General features: G+C 59.2%; 23 protein-coding genes. 6 read left to right on the plus strand and 17 right to left on the minus strand.

Features of this window, described 5'->3' with window-relative positions:
• From KGZ89_06315 to KGZ89_06350, 8 genes are all read right to left on the minus strand, one after another.
• On the minus strand, positions 1–684 hold a 684-nt coding region (locus KGZ89_06315), incomplete at its 3' end, for a V-type ATP synthase subunit B (protein ID MBS3974462.1).
• On the minus strand, positions 681–2,513 hold the full coding sequence (locus tag KGZ89_06320) for a V-type ATP synthase subunit A (protein ID MBS3974463.1): 1,833 nt from the start codon (positions 2,511–2,513) through the stop codon (positions 681–683). The genes KGZ89_06320 and KGZ89_06315, both read right to left, overlap by 4 nt.
• On the minus strand, positions 2,514–2,846 hold the full coding sequence (locus KGZ89_06325; protein ID MBS3974464.1) for a hypothetical protein: 333 nt from the start codon (positions 2,844–2,846) through the stop codon (positions 2,514–2,516).
• Positions 2,843–3,844, minus strand: a complete 1,002-nt coding sequence (locus KGZ89_06330; GenBank protein MBS3974465.1) for a V-type ATPase subunit — start codon at positions 3,842–3,844, stop codon at positions 2,843–2,845. The genes KGZ89_06325 and KGZ89_06330 overlap by 4 nt, the downstream gene beginning before the upstream one ends.
• Positions 3,841–4,434 carry a hypothetical protein gene (locus tag KGZ89_06335; protein MBS3974466.1) on the minus strand — a complete coding sequence of 198 codons (594 nt, stop codon included), beginning with the start codon at positions 4,432–4,434 and terminating at the stop codon, positions 3,841–3,843. Before KGZ89_06335 ends, KGZ89_06330 begins: the two co-directional genes overlap by 4 nt.
• 3 nt (positions 4,435–4,437) lie before the next feature.
• Positions 4,438–4,905: a V-type ATP synthase subunit K gene (locus tag KGZ89_06340; protein MBS3974467.1), complete on the minus strand. Its 468-nt coding sequence runs from the start codon at positions 4,903–4,905 to the stop codon at positions 4,438–4,440.
• A gap of 17 nt (positions 4,906–4,922) precedes the next feature.
• A complete protein-coding gene (locus KGZ89_06345; protein ID MBS3974468.1) occupies positions 4,923–6,911 on the minus strand; it encodes a V-type ATP synthase subunit I in 1,989 nt (662 codons plus the stop codon).
• Positions 6,912–6,913: 2 nt separating this feature from the next.
• Positions 6,914–7,222, minus strand: coding sequence for a hypothetical protein (locus KGZ89_06350; GenBank protein ID MBS3974469.1), 309 nt, complete (start codon positions 7,220–7,222; stop codon positions 6,914–6,916).
• Between the two features lie 208 nt (positions 7,223–7,430).
• Here KGZ89_06350 and KGZ89_06355 point away from each other — a divergent pair, with 208 nt between their 5' ends.
• The gene (locus KGZ89_06355; protein MBS3974470.1) at positions 7,431–8,165 is read left to right on the plus strand and encodes a hypothetical protein; all 735 of its coding nucleotides are present in this window, start codon (positions 7,431–7,433) and stop codon (positions 8,163–8,165) included.
• On the opposite strand, the gene KGZ89_06360 is transcribed toward KGZ89_06355, so the two are convergent.
• Complete coding sequence (locus KGZ89_06360) at positions 8,143–8,337, minus strand: DUF951 domain-containing protein (GenBank protein ID MBS3974471.1); 195 nt, start codon at positions 8,335–8,337, stop codon at positions 8,143–8,145. The genes KGZ89_06355 and KGZ89_06360 overlap by 23 nt on opposite strands.
• Before the next feature lie 104 nt (positions 8,338–8,441).
• Between KGZ89_06360 and KGZ89_06365 the strand changes: the two genes are divergently transcribed.
• Together KGZ89_06365 and KGZ89_06370 are read left to right on the plus strand one after the other, a co-directional pair.
• On the plus strand, positions 8,442–8,717 hold the full coding sequence (locus KGZ89_06365; protein MBS3974472.1) for an ACT domain-containing protein: 276 nt from the start codon (positions 8,442–8,444) through the stop codon (positions 8,715–8,717).
• Positions 8,718–8,738: 21 nt separating this feature from the next.
• Positions 8,739–10,103: a PFL family protein gene (locus KGZ89_06370; protein ID MBS3974473.1), complete on the plus strand. Its 1,365-nt coding sequence runs from the start codon at positions 8,739–8,741 to the stop codon at positions 10,101–10,103.
• 33 nt (positions 10,104–10,136) lie between these two features.
• On the opposite strand, the gene KGZ89_06375 is transcribed toward KGZ89_06370, so the two are convergent.
• A complete protein-coding gene (locus tag KGZ89_06375; protein ID MBS3974474.1) occupies positions 10,137–11,774 on the minus strand; it encodes a hypothetical protein in 1,638 nt (545 codons plus the stop codon).
• 323 nt (positions 11,775–12,097) lie between these two features.
• On the opposite strand from KGZ89_06375, the gene KGZ89_06380 reads away from it, so the two are divergent.
• Positions 12,098–12,538: a hypothetical protein gene (locus KGZ89_06380; protein ID MBS3974475.1), complete on the plus strand. Its 441-nt coding sequence runs from the start codon at positions 12,098–12,100 to the stop codon at positions 12,536–12,538.
• Between the two features lie 54 nt (positions 12,539–12,592).
• Here the strand turns inward: KGZ89_06380 and KGZ89_06385 are convergent, their stop codons facing one another.
• The 4 genes from KGZ89_06385 to KGZ89_06400 all read right to left on the minus strand — a co-directional run bounded on the left by KGZ89_06385 (position 12,593) and on the right by KGZ89_06400 (position 16,739).
• Positions 12,593–13,621: a hypothetical protein gene (locus KGZ89_06385; GenBank protein ID MBS3974476.1), complete on the minus strand. Its 1,029-nt coding sequence runs from the start codon at positions 13,619–13,621 to the stop codon at positions 12,593–12,595.
• 14 nt (positions 13,622–13,635) lie between these two features.
• Positions 13,636–14,379 carry a response regulator transcription factor gene (locus tag KGZ89_06390; protein MBS3974477.1) on the minus strand — a complete coding sequence of 248 codons (744 nt, stop codon included), beginning with the start codon at positions 14,377–14,379 and terminating at the stop codon, positions 13,636–13,638.
• 69 nt (positions 14,380–14,448) lie between these two features.
• On the minus strand, positions 14,449–15,816 hold the full coding sequence (gene gltA / locus KGZ89_06395; protein ID MBS3974478.1) for an NADPH-dependent glutamate synthase: 1,368 nt from the start codon (positions 15,814–15,816) through the stop codon (positions 14,449–14,451).
• An 83-nt stretch (positions 15,817–15,899) separates the two neighbouring features.
• Positions 15,900–16,739 carry a sulfide/dihydroorotate dehydrogenase-like FAD/NAD-binding protein gene (locus KGZ89_06400; GenBank protein ID MBS3974479.1) on the minus strand — a complete coding sequence of 280 codons (840 nt, stop codon included), beginning with the start codon at positions 16,737–16,739 and terminating at the stop codon, positions 15,900–15,902.
• An 82-nt stretch (positions 16,740–16,821) separates the two neighbouring features.
• Between KGZ89_06400 and KGZ89_06405 the strand changes: the two genes are divergently transcribed.
• Positions 16,822–17,772 (plus strand): FAD:protein FMN transferase, encoded by a 951-nt coding sequence (locus KGZ89_06405; GenBank protein MBS3974480.1) that lies wholly within the window; start codon positions 16,822–16,824, stop codon positions 17,770–17,772.
• Between the two features lie 95 nt (positions 17,773–17,867).
• Positions 17,868–19,085, plus strand: a complete 1,218-nt coding sequence (locus tag KGZ89_06410) for a peptidoglycan DD-metalloendopeptidase family protein (GenBank protein MBS3974481.1) — start codon at positions 17,868–17,870, stop codon at positions 19,083–19,085.
• A gap of 25 nt (positions 19,086–19,110) precedes the next feature.
• Here KGZ89_06410 and pth read toward each other — a convergent pair whose 3' ends face one another.
• The 3 genes from pth to KGZ89_06425 are packed head-to-tail and all read right to left on the minus strand — an operon-like array spanning position 19,111 to position 21,351.
• Positions 19,111–19,680 (minus strand): aminoacyl-tRNA hydrolase, encoded by a 570-nt coding sequence (pth, locus tag KGZ89_06415; protein ID MBS3974482.1) that lies wholly within the window; start codon positions 19,678–19,680, stop codon positions 19,111–19,113.
• A gap of 9 nt (positions 19,681–19,689) precedes the next feature.
• Positions 19,690–20,331, minus strand: coding sequence for a 50S ribosomal protein L25 (locus tag KGZ89_06420; protein MBS3974483.1), 642 nt, complete (start codon positions 20,329–20,331; stop codon positions 19,690–19,692).
• A gap of 57 nt (positions 20,332–20,388) precedes the next feature.
• Entirely contained in the window at positions 20,389–21,351 is a 963-nt protein-coding gene (locus tag KGZ89_06425; GenBank protein ID MBS3974484.1) for a ribose-phosphate pyrophosphokinase, read from the minus strand.
• Between the last annotated feature and the right edge of the window lie 4 nt (positions 21,352–21,355).

The raw sequence follows: 21,355 nt of genomic DNA on the forward strand, positions 1-21,355 counted from the left end.
CGGATCATCGGCGAGATTGAGGAACAAAACGGCTCGCTCGATAGCCGCCGTATCGCGCATCTCACGCATAAAATACTCGGCGTCCTCGAAGGTAATCCCCATCGCGGCGAAGACCACGGCGAACTCGCCTTCCATCTTCTGGCCGGCCTTTGCGGGATCATCGCTTCTTTCAAGAACCGCGGCCTGCCGGGCGATCTGGGCGGCCAGCTCGTTGTGCGGCAGTCCCGGGCCGGAAAAAACAGGTAGCTTCTGGCCCCGCACCAGGGGATTGAGGCCGTCGATGCTCGAAACTCCGGTCTGGATGAAATCATCAGGAAAGTCCCGGGCTACAGGATTGATCGGCGAGCCATGTATGGAGAGCCTCTCCTCCGGCAGTATTTCGGGCCCCTTGTCCCGAGGGCGTCCGAGCCCGTCGAAAACTCGACCCAGCATGTCTCTTGAGACTCCAAGCGTCATTCCGCGGCCGGTGAAACGAACCTTTGTCTGTGCCGGATTGGAGCCCTGGGTGCCCTGAAACGCCTGAACCAACGCGACGCCCTCGTCGACCATAAGCACGTTGCCGAGTGAATGAGTTCCATCCGGATACTCAAGCTCCACCAATTCGCCGTAAGTAACACCGGCAACATCTTCTACCAACAAGAGCGGTCCTACGATATCGCGTGTCGTCATATACTGGCGCACTATCGCCTCACCCCCACTCCAGAACCATCGGCCACCAACTGGGTTTCGATATCAGAGATTATTCCGGCGAACGCGTCCTCGTCGTCTTCGGGCGTGAATTTGGCCCGGGCGATCTTCTCGCGCACCGGCGCCGAGAAAATCGCGGCGAGCGGCGCCCCGGCCGCATGCGCCATAAGCGCGCGGTCGTAAAAGTGCAAGATGACCTGAAGCAGTCTGTCTTGCTTGCGCAAGGAGGTGAACTGATCGTCGTCACGAAATGCATTTTGCTGCAAGAAATCCTCGCGTATGGACTTCGCGACCTCCATCAATATCTGCTCCTCGGGCGAGAGCGCATCCACTCCCACAAGCCGAGCGATCTCGGCGAGCTCGCTTTCGCGCTGCAAAATCACCATGCAGCGATTGCGGCGTGACCGAAACTCCTTGCTTACATTGGCATCCCAAAACTCCATGGCCCTGTCGAGGTAGAGCGAGTAGCTGGTGAGCCACTCGATAGCAGGAAAGTGTCTCTGGTAGGCGAGCGTGTCCTGAAGCGCCCAAAACACCTTGACCACCCTGAGCGTATTCTGAACGACAGGCTCGGAGAGATCGCCTCCTGGTGGTGATACGGACCCGACGACCGACACCGAGCCCACTCGCTCGCCGGCATCGTGGGTCGAGAACACACCGTCGTCGTGGGCAGAAGGCGCACCGCTTGATCGGCTCCCCAAAGCCACAACCCTGCCCGCTCTCTCATAAAAAGCCGCCAGCTTGGTGCCGAGATAAGCGGGGAAGCCCTCCTCGCCAGGCATCTCCTCAAGGCGCCCCGATATCTCACGCATGGCTTCCGCCCAGCGGCTGGTCGAATCGGCCTGCAATACGACGTTGTAACCCATGTCGCGGAAGTACTCCGCCATCGTAATGCCGGTGTATACGCTCGCCTCGCGGGCGGCCACCGGCATGTTCGACGTGTTGGCGACAAGCACCGTCCGCTTCATCAGTGGCTGGCCGGTACGAGGATCATGGAGCTCGGGGAACTCCATGAGCACGTCGGTCATCTCGTTGCCGCGCTCACCGCAGCCGATGAATATGACGATCTCGGCGTTGGACCACTTCGCTATCTGGTGTTGCGTCACGGTCTTTCCCGCGCCGAAAGGTCCCGGGATACAAGCTACACCGCCTTTTAGCAGCGGAAAGAAAGTGTCGATGACGCGTGTGCCGCTTACCAGGGGAGAATCCACCGGCAATCTGCGCGAGTACGGCCGAGGAACCCGTACCGGCCACCTTTGCATGAGCTTCAGCTCGACAGACTTGCCGGTGCTTTCGTCTGCCACCAACCCGATCGGCTGATCGACCGTGTATGTGCCTCCGCTGATGGACTCGACCCTGCCGGCGACACTTGGCGGCACCATGATCTTGTGGCTGATAACCTCGTTCTCCTGAACCACGCCGATCACATCTCCCCCGCTGATGCGATCTCCCTCCTTCACGTTAGCATGAAACACCCAGGTTTTCTCGCGATCAAGCCCTGGCGCGCTTATCCCTCGCGTCAAGAAAGCTCCCGCCTTCGCTTGCAGCGCATCTAGCGGCCGCTGGACGCCGTCGTAAACCGTCCCGAGCATGCCTGGGCCCAGCTCCACCGAGAGCGGAGCGCCTGTCGACATCACAGGATGCCCGGGCCCCAAGCCCTCTGTCTCTTCGTATACCTGAATCGAGCAGCGGTCCTTGCGCATCTCGATGATCTCGCCCATCAGCCCTTCTTCTCCCACACGGACCAGATCGTACATCCTGGAGGTGCCAAGCCCCTCGGCTACAACAAGGGGACCGGAGACCTTCACGATTCTGCCTTGCTCCATCTACTCATCCTCTTCCCGAGTTGGAATGGTGGCGCCAAGGGCCCGCTCGATGGCGCGATTGATCTTACGCTGCCCCGCCCCGGTACCTCCAGCCGCCTCCGGTATCAGGGTCACAGCGGGAAGCATCTCCTCTGCGGTCGCATCGACAAGATCGGCGATCGCTTCGTAAACCCTCTCCACGACAAGCACGACCGCATATCCGCCTTGAAGTAGCGTGGGCCATATCTCCCGCGCGTCCGACGGTCTTGTTACCGAGAAAACTTCGAACCCCAGCGGCCGATATATCCCGACACTGGCTTCGTCTCCTATGACCGCAGCCTTCATGGGAGTCATCGTGTCACATCCCTCAATCTGGCACGCAGTAGTTCGCGCGGGACGCCTGCGATCATGCCACAGAGCAAGGTCCGCACGATGGCTATCTCTACTCGGCGCAAGAAGAAGTAAGCGAAGACCGGCTCGGGACCAGCTGCAACCAGCATGGCCTCCTCGCGTGCATGCCGTGCGATGACCGTATCGGCCACCACATCAAAACGAGCCGGCTCGAAAAGCGCCTCCGGGTCGACCTTACTGAACACGCCAAACCCGGTCATGTAGGCAGCGGCCTCTTCCGCCGAATACCGATAAACTCCAGCAAGGCCTTCTTGTGTAAGCGAGCCGCCCGCAATGAAGCTGTCCGCAAGCGTATCGGAAGGAAGTCCCCTGGCTTTGGTCCTGACCAGCGCTTTTACATTGGCCACATCCACCATGACGCCTGCCATTTTATTCAGAAACCCGCTCTTAGCCGCTTTCGCTTGCCTGAAAAGCGCACGATACATCTCTGCGTCAACCGCCTGATCGATTCGATCTAAGGCAAGAGTCTCGTCGTCAAGAAGCGCCTTGCCGCGAACCACACTCAACACCGAGGCAAGGTAAGCTGGCAGACGCCCGGCCGCAAACTTCTCGGCGTTCACGGTGCCCAGGCCGCCGAGAAAGACGTCCGGCGCCAATCCCAGCGCCTCGGCCTTCAGCAAGCCGCGCAATTCATTGTAGTCCTCGAATGCCCTGAGGAACCTGACGACATGCACCGGCAGATTTGCGCTCTCTAGAAAGCGGCCGAGCAGGTCCGCTGACGCCCTTCGCAGCGCAAGCTCGACGTCTGCGATCTCCGAAACATCGTCCAGATAGCCTCCGTAGACACTCTCCGACAAAATCCTGACCTGCTCTCCCAGGCTGTCGGTATCGAGCAGCCGCTCGAGGTGGGATCTGCCGAGAAGTCTCGTCTCGCATGCCCGGACTCGGCCTGTGGCGAACCCAAACTCCAGTGAGCCTCGTATGGTGGCGGTTCCTGTCACGAAGTCCCTCTTTCGGTCCCGAACAGATAGTCACCAGCGATTGCCTCAAGAGCAAAGCGGCGCTCTTGCACCAGGGCGGCAATCGAAATCTCCGCATACACGCGCTTGCCATGAACGACAACGCCTTTCTCGGCAGCGCCAGGAGCAACATCAACGGACACATCGAAACCGGCATCACGAAGCATGCCAGAGATGCGTTCCGCTACCCTCTCGGCGTCATGGCGGCCAACCTCGACACGCTCGTCATCACGCAAGATACCGATCGTTTCACGCACAAGAATCGCGGCATACTCATCGTCGGGTAAAGATTCCACGCGCTCTACCGCTTCCCGCAAGACCCTGTCGAGTAAGGCGTGCTTCTCGGCGATCCTTGCGTCACGTGCGCGTAACCGCGCGGCCGCTACGATCGCGCCTGCCTGCGCGTTGGCCCCGCGCGTGGCCCTCTCAATGCTCTCGTGCGCGGCGGACACCGCTTGATTCCTTGCGGCCTCAAGCAGGGCCTCGGCCTCTCTTTGCGCCTCCGCGAGTATCTTTCCTGCCTCAGATTGAGTGTCGTTTTCGATACGGCTGACGATGTCTTTTAGAGCCATACATCATCCCGTCACGGTTATCAGCATCAAAACACTTATGATCAGCGAGAAAACAGCGTAGGTCTCGACAAGCGCCGGAAATATCAGCGCCTTGCCGGCTTCCTCGTCCCGCCTGGCGACCATACCTACGGCTCCGACTGCGGCAAGACCTTGATATATCCCCGAGACCATGCAAACAAAGGCCACCGGCAGACAGGAAAAGAAGACCCTCAGCCCCTCGGTAGCGCTCAGAGCCAGATCACCTTCGAAAAATCCCAGAAAAATAAAGACCAACAGGGCGGTGATGAAGCCGTAGATGCCCTGCGTGCCCGGCATCGCCGTCAGCGGGAGCAGCCGGCCGAACTTCTCGGGCGCCTCGGAAACCACGCCGGTAGCCGCTCCGCTCACAATCGCAATGCCTATGGCGGAGCCGATTCCACCCCCTATCGCGGCCAGAGCCGCGCCAAAAAACGCCCACTCCACACCTGACATCCCCAGGACAAACTCCTTCACAAGCGTTTGCCTCCTTCCTGCTCACCCAACTCCGGGTGAAGCACCAGTGATTTGGTCCGCCAGGAAAACGGCGAGTAGACGCTTCCTCCGGCACTGTAAAACTTGCTGAAGAACTCAACAAACTGCAGACGCGCTGAATGAACGAATGCGCCGAGGATGTTGATGGCGATGTTGAACGCATGTCCGACGATAAGGATCACGGCTGCCGCAAGAATGCCGATCCCCCACGGCAACTCCACGACCATGCCGGCAAGAATGTTCATTACCTGCCCTACCAGCAAACTTGCAAGCCCCAACGCCACAAGCCGGGTGTAGGAAAGGAAATCCGAGAGGTACCCCGAGAGCCCATAAAGCCCGAGTAGCCCTCTTCCCAACCCGACTAACGTCTCTTTCGGGCTCAACCTCATCACGGCCTCGATCACGCGCCCTTTGAGCACAACAGCGGCCGTCCCAAGCCATGCCAACCACAAGCCTTGACTCGTCACACCAGCCAGGACCAGCGCGACAATCATGAGTAACCCGGAAAAATCGTCCTGCACCGCAACCGGCCACTCGCCGGCCTTGACCAAGCGATACATATTTACCAGCACCCCGAACACCACGTGGATAACGCCAATGGCTACCGAGATCAGCAGCAGCAGCATTATGTCCTCCAGCGGATCAAAGAGCGGCTGATAGCGCAGGAAAGCGGGAAGCTGGTCGACCGACAGCGCGAAATAACTCCTGCTGGCCACTCCGACAACTATCGAGGCCAGGCCTCCCGCGATTAGCAAGTCCATGAATCTCTGCACTCCGGGGGCCACATCCAGCCTTGTTTTGATCAGATAGCCAAGAGCCATCAGTACCGCCCCATACCCTGCGTCTCCCACGCACATCCCAAAGAACAGGAAGAAAAATCCCGCAACCAGCGGCGTTGGATCGATGCCTCCGTACGCAGGACGGCCGTACAGGTCCGTCAAAACTTCAAAAGGACGCAAGTACCAAGGATTCTTCAAAGCCACAGGGACAGATTGCCCCTTTTCCGGCTCGCTGAAAGTGATGTCGACTTCACTTGAAATCGACGACAGGAGCTGCTTGAGTGAATCGCTTTCGCACTGAGGTACCCAGCCCTTCAGCGAAAAGGTCTTGTGTGTGGCGACAAAGTTTTCGCGGATATCGAGCGCATCTCGATTGCTCAACAAAGCCTGAACAAGCGCACAGGCGCGTTCGTAGCCAGATTCAAGTTCGAGGGCCCTTCGCCTCAGCTCGGCCTCCTGCCGGTCAAGCTCGCCAAGCTGCTCGCAAGCACGGGCTATCTCCTCGGCGGGGTAATCGACAAGCTCCAGGAATGAAGCCTCTCTAAAATCAAAGGTCGCAAGCGTCGAACGTGTCTGGTCAACCACATCCTTGTGGACCATCACGATCCACGCTTCCCGACCGCCGCCACGGCCCGCCTCATCGACAGTGACCTCAGCCACCTCCTCGCGCAATGCCTGGCGAATCTCGGACGAGCGCTCGAAGGGAACCGTTCCGGCGATGAGCGCAACACGGTCGCGGCACTTCCACTGCGATATCTGTAGCCGCACCTCCCGCCAGGGAGTGAGCTCGTCGACTAGCGCCAACAGGCGTTTTCGTTGCCGCTCGATCCCGGAAAGCCTGGCCGACATGGCATCGCACTCAGCATAGAGCGCGTCGAACTCTTCATCGGCGGCCAGCTGAGTGAACTCGTTGGTTGATATGTGAATCTTCTCGGAAATGAATGCTCCGAGCCTGACATCCGACACATGATACCTGCCGAGAAACTCACAGACGAACTGCGCGCGAGCGATCTGCTCATCGAGCGACCGGCTACGCCCCAAATCGATCAAAAGGCGCTCGGGTCCCTGGAGATCAACATCAAAGCGCTCGATCTCGACCGCCCCGAACTCCTGTAGGGCCGACACCGTATCCTCCAACAGTGAAATATGCCCGATGACCGTAGCCTGCAGCATGCGCACGATCGCCATCGCTAATCGCCCCTCAATGCCTTGACGACGGCCCGGACAGCCGGCTCGAATTCCTTCTCGGCGTGCCGAATAAGGCGATCGAGCTCCGCCTCGGCCTCTATGGCGACCGAATCCGCTGTTGCCTGAGCCTCTCGGCGAATCCGGAGCGTCAACTCCTCGATCTGCCCGGCGGTCTCGCGCTCAGCCTCCAGTACAACAAGCTCGGCTTGCGCTTCTGCCTGCTTGAACAGGTCGCGTGCGTGCGAGCGCGCCGCTTCGAGAGCTTTTTGCGACGCCAGTTCTGCATGAACGATGGTTTCGAGCTTTTCCATGTCCAATCTGCCCCTACCCTGAAATGCACTCCTTCAACTATATACCTATCCTCAGTTACACGGCTATACTGTTCGCTGTGTCGTTGCCCAATCCTTGAAAGACCCTCCAATTCAGCCAATCCGACGAACAACCCTGAAGAGCTATCCCGGCCGCACGCGGTCGGCTAAAGCCGCACGTCGCCGGGCCATTGCGCTGTTCACAGTCGCTTTGGCCGCTGTCGCAGTCGTCTTAGTCGCAACGGGCTGGCATAGGTCGAGCGGCGAGCGAACGTCGGCTACTCCGCTCACTGCGCACCCCGAGATCGTTGGGGTAGAGCGGACCGTAACGGCAAGCGCCACGCCCACTCCCTTTTTCGCGCGCTATCGCGACCTCCATCTTTACCTGCCGATTGACCCGCAGAGCCTGACCGCGATCGCATTCCACCAAGCCTCCGGAAACACCGCGCGCTCCCTGGATTCGCTGCTGCCCGACGCCGACATGAATCTGGCCACGGAAACCCGCAAGCCCCAGCGCGTGAGGGTAAGTACCGCCGAGACAGGCCAAGCGGTGCTCGAGGGAGAAGTTTTGAGGATGTGGCGCACCAACCGTAGCGGGCCTCCCGACACCGCTGCCGACGTCGGAGCCGCTCCAGGAACCATCGTGCTCGCACCGGTCAGCGGCAAGGTAACCGGCGTGATTCGCTACCAGCTTTACGGAGCCGACGAAGACCACGAAATCCACATCCAGCCCTTCGGAAGGCCGGATCTATGCGTGGTGCTGATCCACATCGATGAGCCTTCGGTCGAGCGCGGCGATGCCGTAGTGGGCGGAATAACTCCAATTGCCCGGGTACGTCTGCTGTCAGACAAGATCGACCATCAGCTGGGGGGCTACACCACGTGCGGTGGCGATCACGTCCACATTCAGGTGAACAGCGCAGCTACCTGCCCAAAAACCCCCTGAACCTCCGGTCGAACTCATAGCGCTCCAGCATTACCTGCCGCTCGCATCCCAGACACTGCAGCTTGATGTCGGCGCCAACCCGAAGCACTTCCCACTCGTTAGTCCCGCACGGATGCGGCTTTTTCAGCCGCACGATATCTCCTACCCGCACCGGAGTTATCGGAACCCCCATAGTCGCCTCCAAAAAACACAATAACCGCCAACCGCCTGACACGCGCCCAAACAAGCGGTATAAATGAGTATAGCCTTTTCATCAGCACTTCAAAGGAGCCAAGCATGCACGTGAAAACCGTCCTGTCGGTTCTAGGTCAGGATCGAATCGGAATAGTGGCCGCCATCTCAACGGCATTGTTCGAGTCCGGCGCAAACATCGAAGACATCCGTCAAACCATCATTGGCGGCATCTTTTCGATGACCATGCTGGTGACCGTGAATGAAGATGTGGCCTCCTTCGATACAGTTCAGGCGCGTCTGGCCGAGGTGGGTGAGCGCATCGGCATGCAAGTTACCCTGCAGCGCGAAGACGTATTCCACTTCATGCACCGCATCTAGACCACCAAGGAGAACAATACAATGCGCATAACCCCCGAAGAGGTCCTTGAGACGCTACTGATGGTCACACAGCAAAACCTCGACATCCGCACCGTCACACTCGGACTTTCGCTGGACGGCTGCGCAGACCCCGATATCCACAAGCTGGCCGGAAACGTCTACGACCTGATCTGCACACGCGCCAGGCACCTGGTGCCGGTCGCCGAGGCGATCTCGCGAGAGTATGGAATCCCCATCGTCAACCGCCGGATCGCAGTCACCCCGATATCACAGCTCGCGGCAGCGTGCGGCAGTGCTGACCTGACGCCTGTCGCGGCGGCTCTCGACCGCGCCGCGCATGAGGTCGGAGTTGATTTCATCGGCGGTTTCTCGGCGCTTGTGCATAAAGGAGTCGGCGAAGGGGACAGGCGAGTGATCGACTCAATACCCTCGGCTCTCGCTAGCACCGACAGGGTATGCGCGTCGGTCAACGTAGCCTCCACTCGAGCCGGCATCAACATGGACGCGGTTCTGCGAATGGCGGAAGTGATCGTCGCGACGGCGCACGCCACCGCCGAGATCGGCTCATTCGGTTGCGGCAAATTGGTGGTATTCGCCAACATGGTCGAAGACAACCCCTTCATGGCTGGCGCAGTGCACGGCCCTGGCGAGCCGGACGCCGTCATCAATGTCGGGATCAGCGGCCCCGGAGTGGTGCGCGCGGTCGTCGAGTCCCTTTCGGCCGAAGCCGATCTGACCGAAGTCGCCGAGGCTATCAAGGCCACCGCCTTCAAGATCACGCGAGCAGGCGAGCTCATTGCCCGCGAAGCCGCCCGCAGGCTGGAAGTGGCGATGGGCATCGTGGATCTCTCGCTGGCGCCCACGCCCGCGCAAGGGGACAGTGTCGCCGCGATCATAGAGGCCATCGGCGTCGAACGCTGCGGCGGCCCTGGCACGACCACGGCGCTCGCCCTGCTCAACGACGCCGTGAAGAAGGGTGGAGCGATGGGAACCTCCAGTATCGGGGGCCTGTCCGGCGCGTTCATCCCAGTCTCCGAGGACGCCAACATGCTTCGGGCGGTGCTCGAAAACGCGCTCACGCTAGAAAAGCTCGAAGCTATGACAAGCGTTTGCTCCGTCGGCCTGGACATGATAGCTATACCCGGAGACACGCCGGTAGAGACCATCGCCGCGATCATATCGGATGCTTGCGCAATCGGGGTGATCAACAACAAGACAAGCGCGGCCCGGCTCATTCCGGTAATCGGAAAGAGCGCCGGCGATATCGTCGAGTACGGTGGACTCTTCGGAACAGCGCCCGTGATATCGGTAAACCAATGGGCTGGAACACGCCTTATTCGCCGAGGAGGCCGCTTCCCGGCTCCCTTGGGGTCCCTTAGGAACTAAAATAAAAGGCCTGCCGAGACCGAAGCACAGAGCTCAGGGGACCAGCGTGTATCTGATGGTGACTTCCAGAGGAACTCCGGGGTCGGTGGTCCAGGGGGGCACGGCCCATAGCGAGTCGGTGATCGTTCTCGGCCCGGCCGGCATGGATCTGCTGGCGTCACCGGAGATCGCAAACCCCATCGCACTTACGTCACCCGACACAGTTCTGGTCAGGGTGTAAGGGACGTTCGCATCGATCACGACATCAATCGCTTCTGTAGCCGATGGTGAGTCCGGCATCAAGGCGCCAAAGTCCACCAGGGCTGTGGGTAGTGTCAGCGAAAGTCGCGTGACGAAACGTACTTCGAAACCAGTGCGCACTATCTCGTTGCCAGTGGATGCATCTACGACAGCCACCGTCCAGTCCCCGCTGGGCGCATCCACGGAGAGCGCATGGCTAGACGCTGCCCGGCCATCCGCACCCACGGCTATTGACCCGCTTTGCGCAGCCGTCGCGCCCAGCGGGTCGAGCCACCTGAAGCGCACGTTACTTCCCGGCTGAAGGCCACTGCCCTGTGCCCATGCGGTGGCGCCCTGATCGAAAGCGGTGGCTGTTGTGGTAAGCGAGGCGTCTGAGTACAGTAGCAGTCGCACAGCCCTCGTGGTGTTGGTGGCTGTGGCCGTGACCGCAGGCCGCGTCGCGTGCGTGGCGCGCACCGTGGTGACATCGATCGCTCCAGGCGGGGCCGTGCCAGGTGCCGAGATCACGACGTTGATGGTGCGGCTCCCGCCTCTCGCCAACCTGATAGCCGAGGTAGCCTCTCCGCTGACCGCATCCCGAATGACGACACTCCACCCAAGCGAGGATGACGCTGTCAGGTTGAATGTCTCGGTCCCGTTGCCGGTATTGGCAACCGTGTGCGTGTAAGTGACCGCTTCACCGGGAAATACCGCCCCCGAATTATTGGGCGTAAGGGTTACGCCGAAATGACGCATCGATAGCACCGGCGCGTTATCCAGCGAAGTGTTGTCCAAGTCGGGCTCACGAGCACCGGTACCCGCACGCAAGGCAGCAAATTGGATATTGATCGGACTTCCGGGCGGCACGCCAAGCTGGGCCCAGGTGAGACTGAACTCAATCGCTCCACCAATAATGCTAGAGGCAGAGATCGTGGGGCCGGTGATCGCGGCTGGTGTCGATATGGTTCCCGGCGGTCGGAATCCATCACCCCGCAGCAGATCCCCAGCGGGATCTTGGGGAGTGTACCCGGCCCACCAGAGCCCGCGCACATCGCCGTCGCGATCGTAAACGATAATTGCCACTCTATCTGTGCTTTGCATCCTGCCGTCGCCATCCAAATCCAGGTAGGCGCGAACATTTCGACGCTCCCTTTCACTTACGGAGTTGAAGCGCACAAATCCAAAATAGTGTGTCGCGTCAAAGGTGGATGACACCTGCGAAATGTCCGCCTGTGCGTGCGCCGGGTCAGGCTCGGCAGGCTCGATAGTGTCCGACCGAGTGTTGTTGGTGTTCGCCAGAACAGCGCTCCAGTCAGTGAACGCGCCATCGATTGTAATAGTGACAGGATGCACGAGCGCGGCCGCCTTGTTAGTCGGCAGACTGGTAAAAGTCGCCAGCAGCGCGACGAGGAGCACCCCACATATAGCGGCACCCACCACAGTTCGACTCATTATCAACGTCTGCTTCACTTTCACTTCACTGTAACCCGCGTCCACTAGCTGGTCGACAACAGTATGCGCCATTACGAAATATCGGGTTTTTCGCCGTCGAACTTGATCTTGAGGTATTAAGGCCGCTTATACTGAATAGGTGCCTTTCATCTTAGACTAAGCGCCAAATGAGACTCAACGATCCCGCTTATCCGACCATTTATCCTTCGGTCAGAATACAGTTGTGTGTCTTGTCACAAAGTCCGATAAAAAACCCAGAAGGCGAACGAGAAAATACCTCTCGTCGGAACGCAAAGGAAAAGTAAAGGAGAAAAGGTATGAAAATGAAGATGTTAGTAACGGCGGCGGTCGCATTCGCGCTGCTCGCCACGATGGGGATATTCGCGGTAGCCGATACCGTAACCCACTCGGGCACCTCACCCGTATCGGGCACGGTGACTGCGCGCGCGACCGTAAACCCGATGATCGCACTAACTATCACGACACCCGATGTAGGCCAGGCTGTTGAGTTCGGTGCAGTCAACCCGGAGACCGCGCATTCAGATACGGTTGCCCTTGAGGTCAGGTCAAACAGAAATTTCGACCTGACTCGATCCATCACAGGTGATGTCGCGCTGATGGGATTCTCCACATCGCTGGGCGCTCAAATGAATCAGGTTAGGGGAGTACGTCCCTTTAGCGACACCTACTCGATCAACGTCCCCTACACTACTCTTCCCGGTAACTATGCAGCATCCGTCACTTATACTGTGACTCAGCAGTAAAACGTGTCGCAAACTAAAACCCCGTGCGAATTTTCGCGCGGGGTTTTATCATTGCTATCTTTCGCGTTCCTCTCGGCGCCTACGCCGAGCCTCGGCCCTGGCATCCAACTTCTGATTCTTCCCTGACCGCACGCGCAGCACGTGCCAAGCCCCCCTCGCCAACAGTATCAGCACGGCTGCACCGAGCGCGACTACCGCCCAAAGCGGTATAATCCAAACACTGCGACTCTCAAGTAACTGTTCGGGCTGCTCGATTATCTTGCCCTCTTCGTCAACCCTGTAAACCTCAGCCTGAACGTTGTAGGGGCCGAACAACTGCCGGTCGGAGGCTATCTCATCTTGCAGCCGCCTGTTGCTGCCCGCGAACACGACCGAAGCCAGGTGCGGCTCAGAGCGAGCGATCTCGACATCGTTGCGATCAAAAAGAACCACAGCGACACTGAGTCGCTGGTCCAGATTCCCCTCGTTTCGAAGTGTCAGATCGAAAGGAATCTGGTTCCCAATGACAAAGCCCGGCACAATAAACGGGCGGATGCTCATGCGCTCAATATGCTCACCTGTCACACGCATCTGCAGGCGGCTGCCTATTCGGCCTCTAACCTGGGTAATCGCGCCTTCGGTGCCTTCCGGCATATCGAACATCTCAAAGAATAGGATGACATTCTGATCGCCCGGAGCGGCGTTTAGCGGAGGTTGAAAGACAAACTTGACCGGGATACGCTGGCCCGGGGCCATCTCGAGGTAAGGCGTGTTGCCGATCGCCCTGGCTTCTGCGGGCATCTGAATCCTCACCCACGAAGTTGGCCGACGCGCGAAATCCGGGTCGTCGCGGTCAGGAGTCTTGTAAGTGATCTCACCTTCCTCGTCGATGATCTGATCGGAGGTGTAGACAAGTACCCTTATCGGCTCATCGCTTTCGTTGATCACAACCACTTCGCCGGACTTCTCCTGCCCGGGATCGACCTCGAAGGCAAAGGAGCCGGCGGAAAGCGCGAGCGTGCGCTCAGCGTATGCCGAGGCCGGCGATATCGCCATAGCTAAAGCAACAAGAAGAGCGAGGGCCGCGCACCATCTGAAGAACATCCCTTGCACCTTCACTATATGCCGACCGCCTCCCTGAACGCGCGTGTTTGTCGCCTGGAAACAGGAATCCGGGTCTCATCGCGATCGCCGACTACAACAACGTACGCGCCCTCTTCCCGCAAAATCTCCTTAACCTTGTCGAGGTTGATCATGAACGCCCGGTGTGCGCGAACGAAGTTCTCCTTGGCGAGCCGCGTTTCAAGCTCCGTTAGTGTCATGTCGACGAGATACTGGTTTTCAAAGGTGTGGGCATACGTGGACTTGTTGCGCGCAGAGAGCAAGACAATATCCTCGATGGCGAGCAGGGCGATCCTGCCGCCTTTTCTGACGGCAAGCTTTCTGAAATCGCCATCGGTGGAGGTGGTCTGACTCGGCTTGATGCGCCTGCTTTTCGCAAGGCTCTCGACCCGCGCTGAGAGCTCTAATACGCTAAACGGTTTTGTCACATACTGCTGCACACCCTGCTTGAAAGCGAGGATCTTCGCCAGATCCTGGGTCTTGGCGCTCAGCATTATCACGGGGATGCCGGCCGTATCAGGGTTGTTGCGGATCTCCATCAAGGCCATCCAGCCGTCCACACGAGGCATCATTATGTCGAGAATGACGACATCGATCGACTCACTGGCCAGGACCTCTATGCCCTCGCCGCCGTCCGCGGCGCCGAACACACGCATGTTATCCATTTCGAGGCCCATTTTGATCATCTCAACGATCGATTGATCGTCATCGATCACTAAAACATTAATCGGGTCAGTCATTGAACCACCGCCGCACCTACCAAATGAGCGGAAAGCCGCTCATCTACGGATACCGCCACTTAGTATAGCCTATCGGTCTCTCAGCCAACTGTCCATGGCGATAGCCGCTGTTTTGGCCGCCCCCATCGCCGAGATAACCGTCGCGGCGCCGGTGACAATATCGCCGGCGGCAAAGACGCCGGGCATACTGGTGGCGCCCTCGTTATCTGTGAGAATGTAGCCCCACTTGTTGAGCTCTAGCGAGGGCGCGGCCTTCGAGAGCAACGGATTCGCCCTTGTGCCCACCGCCATGATCACAGTGTCGCAGTCGATCACAAATTCAGAACCCAACACACAGACGGGAGCCCGCCGTCCGCTGGAATCGGGCTCTCCAAGTTCCATACGAGTAGCGACAATGCCCGTCACAAACCCTTCGTGACCCACAATCTCCGTCGGCGAGCAGAGCATCTTGAATACGACGCCCTCCGCGCTCGCGTGGTGGACCTCTTCGTGTCGAGCGGGCATCTCGTCTTGCGTGCGCCTGTACACCAAAAACACCTCTTCGGCGCCTAGGCGTATCGCTGTTCGGGCAGCGTCCATCGCGACATTACCTCCCCCGACCACGGCGACTTTTCGCCCTCGCCATACCGGAGTGTCGGCCTTGGGAAACTCATACGCTCTCATCAGGTTCACCCTGGTCAAAAACTCGTTCGCCGAGTAAACCCCGTTGAGGTTCTCCCCGGGGATGCCCATGAACACCGGAAGTCCGGCGCCGGAACCGATGAAAACCGCGTCGAAGCCCTCCTCGGCGAGCAGCTCATCGACGGTCACGCTAGCGCCGATGACGACTCCGCACTCCATCTTGACGCCCATCTGGACAAGCGAGTCGATCTCGGCCTGCACGATCTGCTTGGGCAGGCGAAATTCGGGGATGCCGTAGGTCAGCACCCCGCCTAGAGCATGCAGCGACTCGAATATCGTGACCTCATGTCCCATGCGCGCCAGCTCACCCGCGCACGCAAGGCCGGCAGGACCGGATCCGACAACCGCGCATCGAAAGCCGGTTGCCTCTCCTGCGGCCGGAACGCAACGCTCATCTATCCGGCAGCTCATGTCGTAATCGCCGAGCCAGCGCTCAAGCCGCCCTATCGCCACCGGTTCGCCTTTTTTGGCGAGCACGCAAACGACTTCGCACTGCTCTTCCTGCGGACAGACGCGGCCGCAAACTGCGGGCAGCGCGTTTCGCTCCTTCAGCACAGACACGCCAGCCGCGTAATTACCCGAGATGATGTGGCCGATAAAGCCCTTGATGTCTATGTCGACCGGACATCCTTCGCGGCACACCGCGTTTTTGCACTGCAAGCATCGGGACGCCTCCATGCGAGCCTGCTCTTCCGTGTAGCCGAGAGCGACTTCGCCGAAATCCGCTATGCGCTCATCGGCGGGACGCTCCGGCATCGGCGTGCGTGGGGCCTTCGAGGGCTTGTGTCGCTGCGCCGAAGAGGCGTCTTGCGCGGATGACGCAGCTAGGTATGGGTTATCTACAGATGACACGCGCACCCCCGAGAATATTCGGCATCAGATTCACGTTCCGCATCCACATACACTCTCTGACGGCTCATCAGCTCCTCGAAATCCACCTTCCAGCCGTCGAAGTCCGGTCCGTCGACGCATCCGAACTTCATCTCATCGCCCACACTGACCCTGCAAGCACCGCACATTCCTGTGCCGTCGACCATGATCGGGTTGAGCGAGACGGTGCACGGAATCCCCTGTTCCTTAGCGGTCGCGGCGCAAAACTTCATCATGATCGCCGGGCCAATCGCCATCGCCTGATCTATCTCGCCGGCCAAAGCCAGCCTTTTTAGCGGAGCGGTAACAAGACCCTTCTCGCCAGCGGAGCCATCATCCGTCACCACAATGAGCCTGCTTAGCCCCAGCGCCTCGAACTCCTCGCGAAGGATCAGGAGATCTTTCGTCCGAGCGCCGAGAATCACAGTGACCTCGTTGCCGGCATCGGCCATAGCCCGAGCGACCGGGTACGCCACGGCAGCCCCGACTCCGCCGCCGACAACGGCTATCCGTCCAAGGCCATCGAGGTGCGTCGGGATACCGAGCGGCCCCACGAGATCGGAGATCGTGTCCCCAACATCCAGGTGCGACATCTTATGCGTGGTCTTCCCGACCCGCATGAAGATGAAGCGTATCCAGCCTTCCTCGGCAGACCAGTCCGAGAAGGTGAAGGGCACCCTCTCCCCGTCCTCGTCGACACGCACGATGAGAAACTGACCCGCGCGAACCTTGCGGGCAAGGCGCGGTGCCTCGACGCAAAGCTCAAACACCGTGTCCGACAGTTGCCGCTTACCAATGACAGGAAACATATGGCCTCCAGTGGCCGAAAAACAAGTAATGCAGAAGTATAATAACTATGCCCTGCTTCCGCACCCATTAATTTGGCTCAACATGCGCAAAGCCCTAATCAGCCTTACCCTGCTTGTCATCGCCGCTCTGACCGGCGCGCTTCTCGGCTGCGCGCGGCAGGCCGAGCCTTTGCGGGACGCGCGACAGGCGCTGGGCACTATCGTCAGCGTAACGGCATGGCCCGCCGATAACGCCAACGCGGAGTCCCTGACCGCGATCGATTCCGCATACTCGGCGATGAGCGCTGTCGAAGGCGTGCTCAACGTGCACGACCCGGACTCCGTGATAGCCACCATACCTGCGGGGAGCGAAAGTCTGCCTGCCGAGGCAAGCGCGATCATCTCGGCGGTGGAGCGCCTCGGCGTCGAGCAGTACTTCTCGCCGCATCTGTTCGAGGTGGTCGCCTTGTACGATTTCGAGGGCGAGGGCCGAGTGCCTACAGAAACCGAGCTGAGAGCCGCACTGATCAGACCGCGCTACGACTTCGGCGGGGCGGCAAAGGGGCTTGCACTGGATGAGGCTGCGTCCGTGCTCGCCCGCTCGCCAGCGATCGGGGCCGCGCTCGTGAGCGCGGGAAGCACCACGATCACAACGGGCGAAAAGCCTGATGGCTCCCCATGGCGCATAGGGGTGGAGCACCCGAGGGAGCCCGGCCAGACTATCGCGGCGATTACCGCGCGTGGCGAGATCAGCGTTTCGACATCCGGTGACTACCAGCGTTACTTCATGCGCGACGAAGTCCGGTACCATCACATCCTCGATCCCACTACCGGGCGGCCCGCGCAAGGATTACGCTCGCTGACGGTCGTGGGCGAGATACCGGGTCTGGATTCCGACATCCTGTCGACCGCGCTATTTGTGATGGGGCAGAAGGCTGCCACCACGTACGCCCGCAAACACGGCTTGGGGCTTGTGCTCGTTACTGACCAGGGCGAGACGCTTATCGTCGACGGACCAGCCGAGGCGACATGGCAAATCACCCAGCCAGATTGATCGATCGCAAAAAACATGGTATTCTCCTCGGCGTGTACAGCCTTCCGGAGCAACAACAGCATAATTCCTAGCCAGCAGGCCGGAGGATTCAAAGCATGAAACGCACCCGCGCGTACATCGCCTCAATACTTATCTTTATTCTCCTTTTCTCCTTTGCTTCTCAAGCGCTTGCCGCCACACCGGCTGAGCTCGCCGAATCCCGCCGCAAGGCCGAAGCGGCAAGGCAGGCGGCACAAGAAGCGGAAGCTGCGGCGGACGCCCTGCGCTCCGATATCGAAGAAATTGACGAAAAAATCTCGGCGCACCAACGGGAAATCCTCAAGCTCCGGCCGCAAATTAATGCAGCGCGCCAGCAGACCTCCAGCCTGGAGACGCAGATCGCGGAATTGAACGAGGTGATAGCCCAAAAAGAAGCTGAGATCACCCGTATCCAGGCCGAGCACGACAAGCAAACTGCACTGCTGGCCGACAGAATCACCGTCGCCTACAAACAGGGTGACGGCTTCTTTCTGGAGGTGCTTCTTCAGGCCGAGACCCTAAAAGACTTCTTCGCCCGAACCGCGTTGGTTCAGCGCGTGGTCGAATCGGATCGAGACCTTGCGGTCGCTCTCGAGAATACAAGGGTCACCCTTGAGGGGCACCGCGCCGAGCACGCACGAAGTCTCGAGGCCGTTCAAGCCAGGCATCAGGAAGCCAGGGTAGTCGAAAACAACCTGCGTGATCTTCAGTCCCGACAGGAGCGAGCACTGCACGAACAGCAAACGGTGCAGAACCAAAAGGCTGCCATGGTGGCCGAGAACGCCGAGAACGCCGAGCGCTTGCTCAAACTCGCCGATGACGAAGATCGTGAATCCGCGCGCATAGCGGCCGAACTCCGCGCACGATCGTCCGACGGATCAGGCTTTCACGCCGGTGAGATGGTCTGGCCGGTGCCTGGGTTCAATCGGGTATCCTCTCCCTTCGGGTGGCGGACTCACCCGATCTTCAAGGAACGCAGGATGCACTGGGGTATCGACATCGCAGGCAGAGGCATAAATGGCGCGAGTGTGGTAGCTGCCGATGAAGGCGAGGTCATCTCCGCGGGACGCCGCGGCGGCTACGGCGTCACAGTGATGGTCGACCATGGAAATGGAGTGGCCACTTTATACGCCCACCTACTCGGTGGCAGCATCGACGTATCGAGGGGGCAACGGGTTTCACGTGGTCAGCACATCGCTTCTGTTGGCTCGACCGGCTTCTCTACCGGAGCGCATCTGCACTTCGAAGTGCGCATCAACGGAAGACCTGTCGATCCGATGCCATACCTGCGCTAGGACCACCCAGCCTTATTCGCGCCGGCTAGCTTCGCGAGTTGAATTCCTGCATCGCGGATGGCAGTCCATGGTTGAGCAGATGCATCACGCAATCGGCGGCATCTTCCACCGTTTGCGTGAGCTCCTCGAGCGCTTGACCCGAGAGTGGCTGCAGCACGTAATCGGCGGCGGACATTCTGCCGAAGGGACGCCCCACGCCAACCCGAATCCTGACATACTCGTTCGACCCGAGCTCGTCGGTGATTGAGCGCAATCCGTTGTGACCTCCGTGGCCTCCACCCTGCTTGACTCGAATGAGCCCAGCGGGGATGTCTATGTCATCATGCACGACCACCACTTCGGGAGCCTTGACTTCATACTTCTCTGAAAGTCTTCGGATCGCCCGACCACTCACGTTCATGTATGTCAGCGGCTTGGCCAGCACGATGGTAGCGTCATCGAAGTTCACCGACGCGGTATGCGATCCCGCCTCGTCCTTCCAGTATCGAGCGGAAAGCCGCTCGCCTAGGAGATCGACGGTCATGAATCCGGCGTTGTGGCGTGTTCGAGCGTACTGCAAACCAGGATTGCCGAGTCCGGCGATCATGCGAAACATCGGCGCGATTTAGCCCTCGCCCGAACTCGCGGACTTCGAGCCTATGACCTCGGGCTCAGCCACCGTGCCTTCGGTTTCCTCGGCAGCTGATCCGCCTTTCGCCGCCACCGAGCATATGACACCCTCTGGATCCTCGAGAATGGTCACACCTTTCGGCAACACTATGTCGGCCACGGTCATCGTACTCCCCAGCATCAAGCCGGACATGTCGACCTCAAGGAAATCGGGCAGATCCGCCGGGAGCGCCTCCAGGGTGACCTCACGTATCTCGTGCAGGATGGTGCCGCCCTCCCTGGCCGCGGGCGCATCTCCCGTAAAGTGTAGCGTCACGCTAGCCTGAATTGGCCGATCAAGCCTGACCGCGAGGAAGTCAACGTGAAGAACGTGCCCCTTGAGCGGAGCCCTCTGGACCTGCCTTACCATTGCGTTTACCGGCTTTGATGCTCCGTCGATATTCAGTTGCACCAAGCCCGGCGACCCGGCCTGTTGTTGCATGAATCTCTCGAACTCAAACCGTGGAAGGGAGAGCGTCATGGTTTCCATGGATGGCCCGTACAGCACCGCGGGAATGAGTCCTCTGGAGTAAAGTCGCCTGCTCGTCTTGCCTGTTTCTTTCCGGAGTGATGCGTTTATTGCAGTGGACTCTGTCATGATCGGATCCTTTCATCTTGGCGATGCCGTTTGCAACGACACTGCCTTCGATCCGGACTAAAGTTGAAAATCAGGATCAAAAAGTTCGGAAACAGACTCGTTATTGTAAACGTTTTGTATCGCATGAGCGATAAGTGGAGCAACTGACAGCACCCTGATCCTTCCGCCCCTGTGCTCATGTGGCACGGGCAAGGTGTTTGTGACAATCACTTCCTTGATCGGTGATGCCCCTATCCGATCATATGCGGGCGGGGAAAACACTCCGTGTGTGGCGGCAACGTACACCTCGCTTGCACCGGCATTGACAAGGGCTTTCGCGCCCTCCGTTATCGAGCCCCCTGTGTCGATTATGTCATCAGCAACGATACATGTTTTGCCCTTCACCTCGCCGATTACGTACGTTATCTCGGCTACATTGTGCTCGGGCCTGCCTTTATGCATAATCGCCAAATCAGCGCCCAACATGTCCGCCAGCTTCTTGCACACCTTCACGCGGCCCACATCGGGAGAGACCACAACGCAATCGCTGAAGTTCAAAGACTCGATATAGTCGGCGAGAATAGGAAGGGCCGTCAGGTGATTGACGGGCTGATTGAAGAATCCCTGGATCTGCCCCTGATGAAGATCCATCGAGATCACACGGTCCACCCCTGAGACAGTCAGCAAATCGGCGACCAGCTTTGCGGTGATAGGCTCCCGCGCCGCCGACTTCTTGTCCTGTCTGGCATAGCCGTAATGGCTGATCACCGCGGTGATCGACCGCGCGCTGGCCCTCTTGGCGGCATCGGTCATGATAAGCAGTTCCATCAGCATCGAATTCACTGGCGCACAGATCGACTGGATGAGAAACACGTCAGCTCCCCTGACCGATTCGAGGAAGCGCACATAGATCTCGCCATTCGCAAACTCACTTAGCTTGACGTTGCCAAGCTCAATGCCTAGATACTTAGCAACACCCTCTGACAGCTCACGATTGGAGCTCCCCGAAAAGACCAGCATTCTCCTGTCGGAATCGCTCAAGTGC

Source organism: Actinomycetota bacterium, from assembly GCA_018334075.1.
Classification (GTDB): Bacteria; Actinomycetota; Coriobacteriia; order Anaerosomatales; family UBA912; genus JAGXSC01.

Excerpts from the sequence above, each read along its gene's own strand:
- KGZ89_06320 (MBS3974463.1), bottom strand. The coding sequence starts at position 2,513 with ATGGAGCAAGGCAGAATCGTGAAGGTCTCCGGTCCCCTTGTTGTAGCC.
- KGZ89_06325 (MBS3974464.1), bottom strand. The coding sequence starts at position 2,846 with ATGACTCCCATGAAGGCTGCGGTCATAGGAGACGAAGCCAGTGTCGGG.
- KGZ89_06335 (MBS3974466.1), bottom strand. The coding sequence starts at position 4,434 with ATGGCTCTAAAAGACATCGTCAGCCGTATCGAAAACGACACTCAATCT.
- KGZ89_06340 (MBS3974467.1), bottom strand. The coding sequence starts at position 4,905 with ATGTCAGGTGTGGAGTGGGCGTTTTTTGGCGCGGCTCTGGCCGCGATA.
- KGZ89_06345 (MBS3974468.1), bottom strand. The coding sequence starts at position 6,911 with ATGGCGATCGTGCGCATGCTGCAGGCTACGGTCATCGGGCATATTTCA.
- KGZ89_06350 (MBS3974469.1), bottom strand. The coding sequence starts at position 7,222 with ATGGAAAAGCTCGAAACCATCGTTCATGCAGAACTGGCGTCGCAAAAA.
- KGZ89_06360 (MBS3974471.1), bottom strand. The coding sequence starts at position 8,337 with ATGGGGGTTCCGATAACTCCGGTGCGGGTAGGAGATATCGTGCGGCTG.
- KGZ89_06365 (MBS3974472.1), top strand. The coding sequence starts at position 8,442 with ATGCACGTGAAAACCGTCCTGTCGGTTCTAGGTCAGGATCGAATCGGA.
- KGZ89_06370 (MBS3974473.1), top strand. The coding sequence starts at position 8,739 with ATGCGCATAACCCCCGAAGAGGTCCTTGAGACGCTACTGATGGTCACA.
- KGZ89_06375 (MBS3974474.1), bottom strand. The coding sequence starts at position 11,774 with ATGAGTCGAACTGTGGTGGGTGCCGCTATATGTGGGGTGCTCCTCGTC.
- KGZ89_06380 (MBS3974475.1), top strand. The coding sequence starts at position 12,098 with ATGAAGATGTTAGTAACGGCGGCGGTCGCATTCGCGCTGCTCGCCACG.
- KGZ89_06385 (MBS3974476.1), bottom strand. The coding sequence starts at position 13,621 with ATGTTCTTCAGATGGTGCGCGGCCCTCGCTCTTCTTGTTGCTTTAGCT.
- KGZ89_06390 (MBS3974477.1), bottom strand. The coding sequence starts at position 14,379 with ATGACTGACCCGATTAATGTTTTAGTGATCGATGACGATCAATCGATC.
- gltA (MBS3974478.1), bottom strand. The coding sequence starts at position 15,816 with ATGCCGGAGCGTCCCGCCGATGAGCGCATAGCGGATTTCGGCGAAGTC.
- KGZ89_06400 (MBS3974479.1), bottom strand. The coding sequence starts at position 16,739 with ATGTTTCCTGTCATTGGTAAGCGGCAACTGTCGGACACGGTGTTTGAG.
- KGZ89_06405 (MBS3974480.1), top strand. The coding sequence starts at position 16,822 with ATGCGCAAAGCCCTAATCAGCCTTACCCTGCTTGTCATCGCCGCTCTG.
- KGZ89_06410 (MBS3974481.1), top strand. The coding sequence starts at position 17,868 with ATGAAACGCACCCGCGCGTACATCGCCTCAATACTTATCTTTATTCTC.
- pth (MBS3974482.1), bottom strand. The coding sequence starts at position 19,680 with ATGTTTCGCATGATCGCCGGACTCGGCAATCCTGGTTTGCAGTACGCT.
- KGZ89_06420 (MBS3974483.1), bottom strand. The coding sequence starts at position 20,331 with ATGACAGAGTCCACTGCAATAAACGCATCACTCCGGAAAGAAACAGGC.